Origin of the sequence: Paraburkholderia sp. EG304, from assembly GCF_046543485.1 — a bacterium.
Classification (GTDB): Bacteria; Pseudomonadota; Gammaproteobacteria; order Burkholderiales; family Burkholderiaceae; genus Paraburkholderia; species Paraburkholderia youngii.
In genome coordinates, this window is sequence record NZ_JBKGUA010000007.1 from 193,292 (window position 1) to 206,737 (window position 13,446).

General features: G+C 64.9%; 11 protein-coding genes. 3 read left to right on the plus strand and 8 right to left on the minus strand.

All coding sequences use genetic code 11. The features are described from left to right. Nucleotides 1-90 precede the first annotated feature (90 nt). The gene (gene clpB / locus ACLFKU_RS11580; RefSeq protein WP_368582880.1) at nt 91-2,688 is read right to left on the minus strand and encodes an ATP-dependent chaperone ClpB; all 2,598 of its coding nucleotides are present in this window, start codon (nt 2,686-2,688) and stop codon (nt 91-93) included. A gap of 168 nt (nt 2,689-2,856) precedes the next feature. Beyond that, nucleotides 2,857-3,387: an Rrf2 family transcriptional regulator gene (locus ACLFKU_RS11585; RefSeq protein ID WP_410849172.1), complete on the minus strand. Its 531-nt coding sequence runs from the start codon at nt 3,385-3,387 to the stop codon at nt 2,857-2,859. A gap of 252 nt (nt 3,388-3,639) precedes the next feature. Between ACLFKU_RS11585 and ACLFKU_RS11590 the strand changes: the two genes are divergently transcribed. Next, the gene (locus ACLFKU_RS11590; RefSeq protein ID WP_368582878.1) at nt 3,640-4,188 is read left to right on the plus strand and encodes a group III truncated hemoglobin; all 549 of its coding nucleotides are present in this window, start codon (nt 3,640-3,642) and stop codon (nt 4,186-4,188) included. A 74-nt stretch (nt 4,189-4,262) separates the two neighbouring features. Here the strand turns inward: ACLFKU_RS11590 and ACLFKU_RS11595 are convergent, their stop codons facing one another. The 6 genes from ACLFKU_RS11595 to ACLFKU_RS11620 all read right to left on the minus strand — a co-directional run bounded on the left by ACLFKU_RS11595 (nt 4,263) and on the right by ACLFKU_RS11620 (nt 10,727). Continuing rightward, on the minus strand, nt 4,263-4,739 hold the full coding sequence (locus ACLFKU_RS11595; protein ID WP_410849173.1) for a molybdenum cofactor biosynthesis protein MoaE: 477 nt from the start codon (nt 4,737-4,739) through the stop codon (nt 4,263-4,265). A 59-nt stretch (nt 4,740-4,798) separates the two neighbouring features. Then, nucleotides 4,799-5,056, minus strand: coding sequence for a molybdopterin converting factor subunit 1 (gene moaD, locus ACLFKU_RS11600; protein WP_176108666.1), 258 nt, complete (start codon nt 5,054-5,056; stop codon nt 4,799-4,801). 54 nt (nt 5,057-5,110) lie between these two features. Further along, complete coding sequence (gene glp / locus ACLFKU_RS11605) at nt 5,111-6,322, minus strand: gephyrin-like molybdotransferase Glp (RefSeq protein ID WP_368582913.1); 1,212 nt, start codon at nt 6,320-6,322, stop codon at nt 5,111-5,113. A 263-nt stretch (nt 6,323-6,585) separates the two neighbouring features. Beyond that, nucleotides 6,586-8,037 (minus strand): threonine synthase, encoded by a 1,452-nt coding sequence (gene thrC / locus ACLFKU_RS11610; protein ID WP_410849174.1) that lies wholly within the window; start codon nt 8,035-8,037, stop codon nt 6,586-6,588. Between the two features lie 8 nt (nt 8,038-8,045). Then, a complete protein-coding gene (locus tag ACLFKU_RS11615) occupies nt 8,046-9,377 on the minus strand; it encodes a homoserine dehydrogenase (RefSeq protein ID WP_410849175.1) in 1,332 nt (443 codons plus the stop codon). Nucleotides 9,378-9,479: 102 nt separating this feature from the next. Continuing rightward, the gene (locus ACLFKU_RS11620) at nt 9,480-10,727 is read right to left on the minus strand and encodes a pyridoxal phosphate-dependent aminotransferase (RefSeq protein ID WP_368582873.1); all 1,248 of its coding nucleotides are present in this window, start codon (nt 10,725-10,727) and stop codon (nt 9,480-9,482) included. Between the two features lie 457 nt (nt 10,728-11,184). Between ACLFKU_RS11620 and ACLFKU_RS11625 the strand changes: the two genes are divergently transcribed. Both ACLFKU_RS11625 and ACLFKU_RS11630 read left to right on the plus strand, forming a co-directional pair. Beyond that, entirely contained in the window at nt 11,185-11,559 is a 375-nt protein-coding gene (locus ACLFKU_RS11625) for an Mth938-like domain-containing protein (RefSeq protein WP_230560588.1), read from the plus strand. A gap of 111 nt (nt 11,560-11,670) precedes the next feature. Next, complete coding sequence (locus ACLFKU_RS11630; protein WP_410849176.1) at nt 11,671-13,425, plus strand: glycosyltransferase family 39 protein; 1,755 nt, start codon at nt 11,671-11,673, stop codon at nt 13,423-13,425. The last annotated feature ends 21 nt before the right edge of the window (nt 13,426-13,446 follow it).

Below are 13,446 nucleotides of genomic sequence, written 5' to 3' on the forward strand. Positions count from 1 at the left end.
GGCAACGAAGTCGCCTTCGTTGCCGGTTTCTTAACATTGGCGGGAACGGCTCGACCGCCGCCGCCCCGTCACGTCATCAGGCCATCGCGCTCAGTGCACGACGCGTTCGAACCGCAGCTGGCCGTCGTCCACTTCGACCGGAATCACATCCTTCGGACCGAACTTGCCGGCCAGAATCAGCTTCGCGATCGGGTTCTCGATCTCCTGCTGGATCGCGCGCTTCAGCGGCCGCGCACCGAACAGCGGGTCGTAGCCGACCTTGCCGATGTGCTCGAGCGCCGCGTCCGATACCACCAGCTGCATGTCGAGCTTCGCGAGCCGCTCGTGCAGACGCTGCAACTGGATCCGCGCGATCGACTGGATGTTCGAGCGGTCGAGCGCATGGAACACGACGACGTCGTCGATCCGGTTCAGGAACTCGGGCCGGAAGTGCAGCTTCACCTCTTCCCACACCGCGTCCTTGATCGCTTCCTGCGACTCGCCGACCATCGCCTGGATCACCTGCGAACCGAGGTTCGAGGTCATCACGATCACCGTGTTCTTGAAGTCGACGGTGCGGCCCTGGCCATCTGTCATGCGGCCGTCGTCGAGCACCTGCAGCAGCACGTTGAACACGTCCGGATGGGCCTTCTCGATTTCGTCGAGCAGGATCACGCTATACGGCTTGCGGCGCACGGCCTCGGTTAGATAACCGCCCTCCTCGTAGCCGACGTATCCCGGCGGCGCGCCGATCAGTCGCGCGACGCTGTGCTTCTCCATGAACTCGCTCATGTCGATACGGATCAGGTGCTCTTCCGAGTCGAACAGGAACGACGCCAACGCCTTGCACAGCTCGGTCTTGCCGACGCCGGTCGGCCCCAGGAACAGGAACGATCCGTACGGACGGTTCGGGTCCGACAGACCCGCGCGTGAGCGGCGGATCGCATCGGCGACTGCGCTGATCGCCTCGTCCTGGCCGACCACGCGCTCATGCAGCTTCGACTCGATCTGCAGCAGCTTTTCGCGCTCGCCTTGCATCATGCGCGACACCGGAATACCGGTGGCCCGCGACACGACCTCGGCGATCTCTTCCGCGCCGACCTGCGTGCGCAACAGACGCGGACGCTTCGGACTGTTCTGCTCCTCGGCTTCGGCGCGCGTGACTTCCTTCAACTGCGCTTCGAGCCCCGGCAGCTTGCCGTACTGCAGTTCGGCGACCTTCTCGAGCTTGCCCTCGCGCTGCAGACGCACAATTTCCGCGCGCGTCTTCTCGATCTCTTCCTTCAACTGCGCGCTGCCCTGGACCGCTGCTTTTTCGGCGGTCCAGATTTCTTCGAGGTCCGAATATTCGCGGTTCAGGCGCTCGATTTCCTCTTCGATCAGCTGCAGACGCTTCTGCGACGCTTCGTCCTTCTCCTTCTTCACCGCTTCGCGTTCGATCTTCAGCTGGATCAGACGACGGTCGAGCCGGTCCATCTCCTCCGGCTTCGAGTCGATTTCCATCTTGATCTTCGAGGCGGCTTCGTCGATCAGATCGATCGCCTTGTCCGGCAGGAAGCGGTCCGTGATGTAGCGATGCGACAGCTCCGCCGCCGCGACGATCGCCGGGTCGGTGATGTCGACGCCGTGGTGCAACTCATAGCGCTCCTGCAAACCACGCAGGATCGCGATGGTCGCCTCGACCGACGGTTCGTCCACCAGCACCTTCTGGAAGCGGCGCTCGAGCGCGGCATCCTTCTCGATGTACTTGCGGTATTCGTCGAGCGTGGTCGCGCCGACGCAATGCAGTTCGCCGCGCGAGAGCGCCGGCTTCAGCATGTTGCCTGCGTCCATCGCGCCTTCGGCCTTGCCTGCGCCGACCATCGTATGAATCTCGTCGATGAAGACGATGGTTTGCCCTTCGTCTTTCGCGATGTCGTTGAGCACGGCCTTCAGGCGCTCCTCGAACTCGCCGCGATATTTGGCGCCCGCGAGCAGCGCGGCCATGTCGAGCGACAGCACGCGCTTGTTCTTCAGCGTTTCCGGCACTTCGCCGTTGACGATCCGTTGCGCGAGCCCTTCGACGATCGCGGTCTTGCCCACACCCGGCTCGCCGATCAGCACCGGGTTGTTCTTGGTGCGGCGTTGCAGGATCTGGATGGAACGGCGGATTTCGTCGTCGCGGCCGATCACCGGGTCGAGCTTGCCGGCGCGGGCGCGCTCGGTCAGGTCGATCGTGTATTTCTTCAGCGCTTCGCGCTGGCTTTCGGCGTCCTGGCTATGCACCTGCGAGCCGCCGCGCACCGCGGCGATCGCGGTTTCGAGCGCCTTGCGCGACAAGCCGTGCTCGCGCGCGAGACGGCCCACGTCGCCCTTATCGTCGGCGACCGCGAGCAGGAACATTTCGCTCGCGATGAACGTGTCGTTGAGCTTCTGCGCTTCCTTGTCGGCCTGATTCAACAGACCGGTCAGTTCACGGCCGATCTGCACGTTGCCGTCGGTGCCGTGCACTTGGGGCAGTCGCGTGATCGCGTCGTTCAGTGCGGTCTGTAGAGGTTGTACATGCACGCCGGCGCGCGATAGTAGCGAGCGGGCGGAGCCGTCCTGCTGCGCGACGAGTGCCGCGAGCACGTGGACGGGTTCGATGTACTGATTGTCGTGGCCAACCGCCAGACTCTGGGCGTCCGCGAGCGCTTCCTGGAATTTAGTGGTGAGTTTGTCGATTCTCATCAAGAGACCTCCAATTTCGATTACCACCAAAATGAGGCGATTTATTAGGGTTTCAAGCGCTTTTTTGGCCTCGGTCGCAACTATTTAACATTTGAGCGCAAGAACTGCCGCGATCCTTCCCCGGGGGCGACCGGAGTGGTTTGCGCACCCTGGAACCGGCCCGAGGTTCTAGCTCTTGTGGCCCAACGTCGCCGAACTGCCGCCACGCGTGCCATCCGATGCCACCGGAATCGGCAGCGGCACCCTCTGAATATTGGGTCCCAACCCGAGCAATGCCGCGAGCGGACTTTTCGGTTGCGCGACTTCGCCGATGGTAAAGCGATCGAGTTCGGCGAGAAAAGCGAGGTTCGCCGCCTGCAACGCGCCGCGCAGCCGGCAGTGCGTCGTGATGACGCAAGGCCGCTGTTGGCCCTGCCGGTCCGGCAGACAGCCGACCAGCGCGAAGTCGCTTTCCGTGACCCGCACCACGTCGCCGACGGTCAGCGACAGCGTCTGTGCGGCGAGCCGCAACCCGCCGTTGCGGCCGCGCACGGTCTCGACCCAGCCGAGTTCGCCCAGTTGCTGCACGACCTTCATCAGATGGTTCTTCGAGATCCCGTAAGCTTCCGAAATGTCGTGGATCGTCGATAATCCGTCGCCCCGCACCGCGAGGTACAGCAGCACGCGCAGCGCGTAATCCGTATAGTCGGTAAGTCTCATAGGTCCTGGTATAGCTTGAAAAGCTGCGAGCAAGTGCGTTGAACGTGCCCGAAAACCGCGTCGACGCAAGGGTTGCGGTGAACCTGCGCCGCGCCCTAACATCACTGGCTGGCGGCGTCGTTCCTCGAATCGCGTTGCAAAACTGTATCGGATAGCAATAGTAGCTTTTTCCGCATCAACCGTTTGTTAGAAAAACGGGGGGTTCGAAGTTCAGTCAACCGCCACCGGCAAACGTATTTTTCTGGAATCCGCATGAATCCGTCTTTCCCCGCCGCGCCACCGGTCGAGCGCGCGGCCGAACCCACCGAGGCCAATATCCGCGAGCTCGTCTACGGCTTTTACGATCGGGTGCGCGCCGATCCGCTGCTGGGTCCGGTTTTCGACGCGAAGCTCGAGGGCCGCTGGGACGACCATCTGCCGAAGATGTGCACGTTCTGGAACAGCCTCGTGCTGGGTGCGAAGCAATATCGCGGCAACGTGCAGCAGGTGCATCAGCCGCTCGAAGGCATCGAGCCGCAGCACTTCAGCCGCTGGCTGTATCTGTTCCTGGATACGGTCGAATCGCGCTATCAACCGGCCGCAGCGATCCGTTTCATGGAGCCGGCACTACGGATTGCGCAGAGTCTGCAGCTGAGCCGTTACGGCTGGGATTACAAGATTCCGGCGGAGCAGCAGGCGCTGCTCGAGCGGGTGGCGCCGAAGCGTCGGCCCCGCGATGCTGACGACGATGGCGAGCATCCGTCGCGGCCGGCTGGGGAGCCGTTTCCGGTGCCGATCATCGGACGCTCAAGGGATCAGTGAACGTCGGTCGGCGCCGACGCGCCTGACACAAACACGCCGCGTGCGCCACCGCAGCGCCGCGGCCCGCGGTTCGGCTACTCCGCAGTCTGGTTCCCCGATTCGACGCCCCAGCGCGCGAGCGCGGCATCGTCGGTCACGCGCGCGTCGACCCAGCGCTCGCCCGCGTCGGTTTTCTCTTTCTTCCAGAACGGCGCTTCGGTCTTCAGATAGTCCATCACGAATTCGCACGACGCAAACGCATCGCCGCGATGCGCGGCCGTCGTCGCAACAAGCACGATCTGATCGAGCGGATAAAGCTTGCCGACACGATGCACGATCAGCACCTCGATGCCCGGCCAGCGTTCGCGCGCACGCTCGACGATAGCCTGGAGCGACTTCTCCGTCATGCCCGGATAGTGTTCGAGCTCCATCGTCTCGACCGCGCTGCCCTCGTTCAGGTCGCGCACGGTGCCGACGAAGCACGCGATCGCGCCGATCCTCGGATTGCGCGCGCGCAGCGCGGCCACCTCGGCGCTGAGGTCGAAGTCTTCGGTCTGGACGCGAACGGGCATGGACGACTCCTGAGGGCTTGTGACGCTGGCGTGGACGTGATGATGGGCTTGAGCCCGGCTCAGCCGCCGGTGACGGGCGGAAAGAACGCGACCTCGCAGCCCTCGGTGATACGCGTGCTCGCGTCGGTCATCACGTGGTTGCAGGCCATGCGCAGCGCGCGGCCTTCGGCAAGCGTCTCGGCCCAGATGCCGCCACGCACGCGCAGCCACGCGCGCACGTCGCCGACGGTCGCGATGCCGTCGGGCACCTCGACGGTTTCGTCGGAGGTATTGAGCGCTTCACGTACGCTCGCAAAGTATCGAAGTTCAATCTTCATCGGGATACCGCCGGTTTGTGCCGCGCATGCGGTGCATGCCGCGGATAGCCGGCCTCAGTTCAGCAGTTCGGAAAACGGAATGAAGCGCACGGTTTCGCCGGCGCTGATCGCATGGTTCGGCGGATTGTCGATCAGGCCGTCGCCCCACACGGTCGAAGTCAACACGGCCGAGCTCTGATTGGCAAACAGATCGAGCCCGCCCGCTGCGTTGACGCGCGCGCGCAGGAATTCGTTGCGGCGATCGGCCTTGCCCTGCGTGAAGTCGGCGCGCAGCGACAACGCGCGCGGCGCGACCGTCTGCACCCCGGCCAGCCGCAGAACGAACGGACGCACGAACAGCAGGAACGTGACGAAGCTCGACACCGGATTGCCGGGCAGGCCGATGAAAAACGTTTCCGCCGTGCCCCCCGCGCCACGGCGCACCGCGCCGAACGCGAGCGGCTTGCCCGGCTTCATGGCGATCTGCCACATCGACAGACGCCCTTCGGCCTCGACCGCCGGCTTCACATGATCCTCCTCGCCGACCGACACGCCGCCGCAGGTGAGAATCAGATCGTGCGCCTCAGCGGCCTCGCGCAGGGTTGCGCGGGTCGCGTCGAGCTGATCGGCGACGATGCCGTAGTCGGTCACGTCGCAGCCGAGCTTCTCGAGCAGGCCACGCAGCGTAAAGCGATTCGAGTTGTAGATCGCGCCGGGCTTCAGCGGCTCGCCGGGCATCGTCAGTTCGTCGCCGGTGAAAAACACGGCGACCTTCACGCGCCGGCGCACCTCGAGCCGCGCGCATCCGACCGACGCGGCAAGCCCCAACGCCTGCGGCGTGAGCCGCGTGCCGGCCGGCAGGATCACCGAGCCCGCGCGAATATCGGCGCCCTGCGCGGTGATCCACTCGCCCGCCTGCGGACGATGCACGATCGTCACTTCGTCGCCGGCCGCCTCGGTCTGCTCCTGCATCACGACCGCGTCCGCACCAGCGGGCACCGTCGCACCGGTGAAGATGCGTGCCGCGCTATTGGGCGCGAGCGGCGCCGGCGCATGGCCGGCCGGAATCCGTTGCGAGACCGGCAGGCGGCTGCCGTGCGCGAGATCGGCGATACGAACCGCGTAGCCGTCCATCGCGCTCGTGTGCATCGGCGGCACGTCGAGCGGCGACGTGACGTCGGTGGCGAGCACGCGATTCAGCGCGTCGAGCGTCGGCAGCGTTTCGATACCGTCGATTGCGCGGGCGGCGTCGAGCAGGATGGCCAACGCATCGGCAGTGGCGAGCATCGGGGCGCGGGGCGTGGGTGTGGACATCGGGATGTGTCGAAGCCGCAGGTTAAAAGAACATTGTAGCGGCCGATGCCGTTAGCCTGGGCGGCCGGGCGTCATGGAGAGCTTTTTGTGATTTTCGCTGCGTGGCCGCCGAGGGTGCGGCCAGCGTTTTTTCGTAGTGCGGGCGTGGGAGTCGATTAACGCGAATCGACACGGCAGCGGGATGCCGCGTGAGCCGAAAACGGCCCGCGCGGCCCGTTTGACGTCGCCGGTCGCCCTTATGCGCCGGTATTCGCGACGATGAAGTCCTTCACCTTCTGCGCATCCGCGGGCACGACCTCGAAGCGCTGCGGCAGCGCTTCGAGTCCCGAGAACGCCGCCGGCCGCTCCGGTTCGCGCAGCAGCGCTTCGCGGATCGTCTCGCCGAACTTGATCGGCTGCGCGGTCTCGAGCACGATCATCGGAATGCCCGGTTGCAAATGCTCGCGCGCGACCTTCACGCCGTCGGCCGTGTGCGTGTCGATCATCGTGTCGTAGCGCTGGAACACGTCGCGGATCGTTTCGACGCGGGTGTCGTGGCTGCTGCTGCCGGACATGAAACCGAACTCCCTCACGCGCGCGAAGTCGCCGCTCGCCGCGAGGTCGAAACCGCCCTTCTCCTCGACGTCGCGGAACAGTTGCAGCACGCGCGCCGGATCGCGGCCGAGCAGGTCGTACACGAAACGCTCGAAGTTCGACGCCTTCGAGATGTCCATGCTCGGGCTGCTCGTGTGATACGTCTCTGCTGCCTTGCGCACCCGGTAGATGCCGGTGCGGAAGAACTCGTCGAGCACATCGTTCTCATTGGTCGCGACGACGAGCTTCTCGATCGGCAGACCCATCATGCGCGCGATATGACCCGCGCACACGTTACCGAAGTTGCCCGACGGCACCGTGAACGACACACGCTCGTCGTTCGACTTCGTCGCGGCAAAGTAGCCCTTGAAGTAGTAGACGACCTGCGCGACGACGCGCGCCCAGTTGATCGAATTCACCGTGCCGATCTTGTACTTCGCCTTGAACGCGTGGTCGTTCGACACCGCCTTCACGATGTCCTGCGCGTCGTCGAACACGCCTTCCACCGCGAGATTGAAGATGTTCGGGTCTTGCAGGCTGTACATCTGCGCGGTCTGGAACGCGCTCATCTTTTTGTGCGGCGACAGCATGAACACGCGGATGCCCTTCTTGCCGCGCATCGCGTATTCAGCGGCGCTGCCGGTATCGCCCGAGGTCGCGCCGAGAATGTTCAGCGTTTCGCCGTGCTTCGCGAGCGCGTACTCGAACAGGTTGCCGATCAGCTGCATCGCCATGTCCTTGAACGCGAGCGTCGGCCCGTTCGACAGTTCGAGCAGCGACAGCGGCGCGCCGTCTTCGACGCCGAGCGTCTTCAGCGGCGTGATCTGCGCGGCGCTTTCGTCGTCGCGCACGTTGCAGTAGGTCGCGGCCGTGTAGGTCTTGCGGGTCAGCGCGCGCAGATCGTCGGCGGGGATGTCGTCGCAGAACTTCGACAGGATTTCGAACGCGAGATCCGCGTACGGCAGCGTGCGCCAGCGCGTGAGTTCGTCCGCGGTGATGCGCGGATATTCGGCCGGCAGATACAGTCCGCCGTCTTTCGCGAGACCGCCGAGCAGGATGTCGGAGAAGGTATGGCGCTCGCCGGCTCCGGCGCCGCGCGTGGAGAGGTAGTTCATAGTTCGGCCTAGTTCAGCGCTTCCATGCGCAGCTTCGTGACTTGCGAGACGACGGTCTCGAGCCCTTCGATCGACTTGATCGCGGCGTTGACCTGCTTTTCGACCGTCTCGTGCGTAATCAGCAGGATGTCGGTTTCGCCCTTGCCGTTCGCGTCGACGAGTTCCGATTCCTTTTGCAGCAGCGCGTCGATCGAAATGCCGGTGTCCGCCAGAATGCGCGTGATGTCGGCGAGCACGCCGGTCACGTCGGCGACGCGCAGGCGCAGGTAGTAGCCGCTCGTGACTTCTTCGATCGGCAGGATCGGCGTGTTCGACAGGCTGTCCGGCTGGAACGCCAGATGCGGCACGCGATGCTCGGGGTCGGCCGTGTGCAGACGAGTCACGTCGACCAGATCGGCGACCACCGCGGAAGCCGTCGGCTCCGCGCCCGCGCCCTTGCCGTAGTACAGCGTCGTGCCGACCGCGTCGCCGTGCACGACGACCGCGTTCATCGCGCCTTCCACATTCGCGAGCAGGCGCTTTTCCGGAATCAGCGTGGGATGCACGCGCAGTTCGATGCCTTTATCGGTGCGCCGCGTGATGCCGAGCAGCTTGATGCGATAGCCGAGTTCCTCGGCGTATTTGATGTCGATCGCGGCGAGCTTGCTGATGCCTTCGACGTACGCGCGGTCGAACTGCACCGGCACGCCGAACGCGATCGCGCTCATGATCGTCGCCTTGTGCGCGGCGTCGACGCCTTCGATGTCGAAGGTCGGGTCCGCTTCCGCGTAGCCGAGCTCCTGTGCGGCCTTCAGCGCGGTGGCGAAATCGAGCCCGCGGTCGCGCATCTCCGACAGGATGTAGTTCGTCGTACCGTTGATGATGCCGGCGATGTACTGGATACGGTTCGCCGTCAGCCCTTCACGCAACGCCTTGATGATCGGAATGCCGCCCGCCACCGCCGCTTCGAACGCGACCATCACGCCGTTCGCGCGCGCCGCCTGGAAGATCTCCGTGCCATGTACGGCGAGCAGCGCCTTGTTGGCGGTGACCACGTGCTTGCCGTTGTTGATCGCGCGCAGTACGAGGTCGCGCGCAATGCCGGTGCCGCCGATCATTTCCGCCACGATCGCGATCGACGGATCGTCGACGACCGCGTTGAAGTCATCGGTCAGCGCTACGCTGCCGGCTTCGCCGCCGAGCGCCGCGGTCGCCTTGGCCGGGTTGCGCACGGCGATGCGCGCAATCTCGATGCCGCGACCCGCGCGACGTTTGATTTCTTCCTGATTGCGGCGCAGTACCGTGAAGGTGCCGCTGCCTACCGTGCCGAAGCCCAGCAGTCCAACTTTGATCGGTTCCATGCAGCGTGTGTTTCTAATAGAGGTTTGAAAAGGGTGTCAAGGGTGGCACGAGCGGCGCGCCTGATGCGCCACGTCACGCGCCACATCGTACGCGAGGGCGGTTCAGGCTGTGTGACGCTTGCGGTAGCCATCGAGGAAGCGCGCGATCCGGTTGATCGAATCCGCGAGGTCGTCGACGTTCGGCAGGAACACGACGCGGAAGTGATCCGGCGTCTTCCAGTTGAAGCCGGTGCCCTGCACGAGCAGCACGCGCTCTTCGAGCAGCAGGTCGAGGATGAACTGCTGGTCGTTCTGGATCGGATACACCTTCGGGTCGAGGCGCGGGAACATGTAGAGCGCCGCTTCCGGTTTCACGCAGCTTACACCGGGGATCGCGGTCAGCATGTCATAGGCGAGTTCGCGCTGCTTGTACAGGCGCCCGCTCGGCACGATCAGGTCGTTGATGCTCTGATAGCCGCCGAGCGCGGTCTGGATCGCATACTGGCCGGGCACGTTCGGACACAGCCGCATCGACGCGAGGATGCCGAGGCCTTCCAGATAGTCTTTCGCGAGCCGGCGGTTCTCGCCGGTCAGGCCCGAAATGGCCATCCAGCCGGCACGGTAGCCGCACGAGCGGTAGCTCTTCGAGAGGCTGTTGAACGTGACAGTCAGCACGTCTTCGGACAGCGACGCCATCGACGTGTGCTTCTTGCCGTCGTAGATGATCTTGTCGTACACCTCGTCGGCGAAGATCACGAGGCCGTGCTGGCGCGCGATCTCGATCAGGCCGAGCAGCAGTTCGTCCGAATACAGCGCGCCGGTCGGGTTGTTCGGGTTGATCACGACGAGCGCGCGCGTGTTCGGCGTGATTTTCGCGCGGATGTCGTCGAGGTCCGGCATCCAGCTATTCGACTCGTCGCAGATGTAGTGCACCGGCGTGCCGCCCGCGAGGCTCACGCCGGCGGTCCACAGCGGGTAGTCGGGCGCGGGCAGCAGCACTTCGTCGCCGTCGTTGACGAGGCCCTGCAGCGCCATCACGATCAGCTCGGACGCGCCGTTGCCGATGTAGATGTCGTCGAGCTCGACGCCGTGCACGCCCTTTTGCTGCGTGTAGTGCATGATCGCCTTGCGCGCGGCGAACACGCCCTTCGAATCGGAGTAGCCCGACGAGCTGGGCAGATTCAGGATCATGTCCTGAATGATTTCATCGGGTGCCTCGAATCCGAACGGCGCCAGATTGCCGATGTTCAGCTTGATGATGCGGTGGCCCTCTTCTTCGAGCCGCTTCGCGTGTTCGAGGACGGGCCCGCGAATGTCGTAGCAGACATTCAACAATTTATTGGACTTGAGAATCGGTTTCACGGCGGGCACTTCATCCTGGTTGATGGCTGGGGGCAAACCTTGGGCAAACGGGGCCCGGCTGACGGCGCCGGGCCGCTCGGATTCACCGATACGGGAATTCGGACGCGGCGGCGCCAGCGAAGGCGGCCAACTGCGAAATGGGGTCGAACTGTCGAGCGGCCGCGGCTTTCCGGGTTCCGGCGCGGGGAAAAAACGCAGCGAAAGCGGGCGATGCCAGCACAGGTAGCCGGTGGGCCACGCCGATGTGCCCAGCGCAGCTTGTGGCGGCACTTGAGCGAGGGGCGCCGCAAGGCGGCTAAAAAGTTATAATTTAGCGGATTTTGGCCGACTTCCGCAATGCACCACCCGCAACGGCAAGCCTTTTCGGCCTTCTCGTGTGTCACACGCGTCGAACCGCGCGCCCTGTGCGACGTGCATCCAGGCCGGCCATACGCATGACGTCTCACGACGACTTCGGAAAACCAATTTGAAATTACATCAGGATTCCAGCGGCGCGCTGAATACCGTTACCGGCTACGGCGCCGACTACGTCGAAATCAATCTGGTGCGTCACGCGGGCAGTCTGCTCGTGCTGCCGGACGCGCCGGTCATTCCCTGGCCCGTCTCGTCGTTCGAGCAGCTGAGCGCCGAGCATTTCGCGATGCTGGTCGACGCCGCGCCCGAAGTGGTCGTGTTCGGCAGCGGCGAGCGGCTGCGCTTTCCGCACCCGCGGCTGACCGCCGCACTCACCGCGAAACGCATCGGCGTCGAAACGATGGACTTCAAGGCCGCCTGCCGCACCTACAACATTCTGATGGCCGAGGGCCGCAAGGTCGCGGCCGCGTTGCTGATCGAAGCCTGAGCGGGCCCGGCGCCGGCGCATCCCGCGCGAGCCGGCGCCCGGCCGGCCCCGTTCTGGCCCCCGCGCCGCGCCTGTGCGCGCGTCGTCGATAACAAGAAGGGTTGATATTTCATGAACGATACGCCGTCGAGGCTACCGCTCAACCGCACCGCCATCCTGTTGCTGGTGCTGGTTCTCGCCGTGATCTGGTTCGTGCCGCTCGGCTGGCGCCATCTGCTGCCGAGCGACGAAGGCCGCTACGCCGAAATGGCGCGCGAAATGTTCCTGACCGGCGACTGGATCACGCCGCGCTACAACGCCTACAAGTACTTCGAGAAGCCGCCGCTGCAAACCTGGGCGAACGCGCTGACGTTCGCGTGGTTCGGCATCGGCGAATGGCAGGCGCGCCTCTATACCGCGCTGACGGGCTTCGCCGGCGTGCTGCTGATCGGCTTCACCGGTGCGCGCGTGTTCAACGCGGCGACTGGCGTGTTCGCGGCGCTCGTGCTCGCCTGCGCGCCGTACTGGAACCTGATGGGCCACTTCAACACGCTCGACATGGGCCTGTCGTTCTGGATGACGCTCACGCTTTGCGCGCTGCTGCTCGCGCAGCGGCCGAACCTGCGCCCCCCGTGCGTGCGCGGCTGGATGTGGGTGTGCTGGGCGTCGATGGCGCTGGCGGTGCTCTCCAAGGGTCTCGTCGGGCTGATCCTGCCGGGCGCGGTGCTGGTGCTCTACACGCTGATTGCCCGCGACTGGGCGCTGTGGAAGCGACTGCACCTGGTGAGCGGCCTGATCGTCTTCTTCGCGATCGTCACGCCGTGGTTCGTCCTCGTGCAGCAGCGCAATCCTGAATTCCTGAACTTCTTTTTCATCGTCCAGCAGTTCAAGCGCTATCTGACGCCCGAGCAGAATCGCCCGGGCGCGTTCTACTACTTCGTGCCGGTGCTGCTGGTGGGCTTCCTGCCGTGGCTGTCGGTAACCGTGCAAAGCGTGCGCCATGCGTGGCGTCAGCCGCGTCAGCCGAACGGCTTCGCGCCGGTAACGCTGATGCTCACGTGGATCGTCTTCATCTTCCTGTTCTTCAGCGCGTCGCACTCGAAGCTGCTGTCCTACACGCTGCCGATCGCGCCGCCGATCGCAATGCTGATCGGCATGTACCTGCCGCTCGTCACGCGCGAGCAGCTGCGCCGGCATCTGGCGGGCTACGCGCTGTTTTTCGTAGTCGCCGCGTTTGCGGCGCTGTTCCTGTCGCGCCTCGGCTCGGAGCGCAATCCGGCCGCGCTGTACGCCGAGTTCCGCGTGTGGGTGCTCGCCGGGCTGGCCGTGGCCTTCGTGCTCACGCTGGTCGCGTTGTGGCTGAACCGTCGCGGTGAGAATGGCGCAGGCGCCAACGCACGGGCCGGCCTCGGCAGTCTCGCCGCGTTCGGCGCGGGCTGGCTGCTGCTCGCCACGATCGCGGGCACCGGCCACGACGTGTTCGGACGCCTGAGCTCCGGCGCGCCGCTCGCGCCCGCGATCAAGGCAAAACTCGCGCAGCTGCCGCCCGACACGCCGTTCTACTCGGTCGGCGTGCTCGACCATACGCTGCCGTTCTACATCGGCCACACGATGATCATGGTCGCGCACCCGGACGAGCTCGCCTTCGGCGTGTCCGTCGAGCCGCAAAAATGGGTGCCGACGGTCGACGAGTGGATCGAGCGCTGGAAGGCCGATCGCTACGCGCTCGCGCTGATCCCGCCGCCGACCTACGAGCGCTTCGTCAAGCAAGGCGTGCCGATGCAGGTGATCGCGCGCGATTCGCGTCGCGTGGTGGTGATGAAGCCGCTCGCCGACGCGACTCCCGCCGCCGCTGCCCCCGCCTCCACGCCCGCGGCAAAGCCCTAACCCTATAGAGAACCAGACCGT

Coding starts and splice junctions, on each gene's coding strand:
- ACLFKU_RS11585 (WP_410849172.1), bottom strand. CDS start 3,387: ATGAGACTTACCGACTATACGGATTACGCGCTGCGCGTGCTGCTGTAC.
- ACLFKU_RS11615 (WP_410849175.1), bottom strand. CDS start 9,377: ATGGAACCGATCAAAGTTGGACTGCTGGGCTTCGGCACGGTAGGCAGC.
- ACLFKU_RS11595 (WP_410849173.1), bottom strand. CDS start 4,739: ATGCCCGTTCGCGTCCAGACCGAAGACTTCGACCTCAGCGCCGAGGTG.
- ACLFKU_RS11630 (WP_410849176.1), top strand. CDS start 11,671: ATGAACGATACGCCGTCGAGGCTACCGCTCAACCGCACCGCCATCCTG.
- clpB (WP_368582880.1), bottom strand. CDS start 2,688: ATGAGAATCGACAAACTCACCACTAAATTCCAGGAAGCGCTCGCGGAC.
- thrC (WP_410849174.1), bottom strand. CDS start 8,037: ATGAACTACCTCTCCACGCGCGGCGCCGGAGCCGGCGAGCGCCATACC.
- glp (WP_368582913.1), bottom strand. CDS start 6,322: ATGCTCGCCACTGCCGATGCGTTGGCCATCCTGCTCGACGCCGCCCGC.
- moaD (WP_176108666.1), bottom strand. CDS start 5,056: ATGAAGATTGAACTTCGATACTTTGCGAGCGTACGTGAAGCGCTCAAT.
- ACLFKU_RS11590 (WP_368582878.1), top strand. CDS start 3,640: ATGAATCCGTCTTTCCCCGCCGCGCCACCGGTCGAGCGCGCGGCCGAA.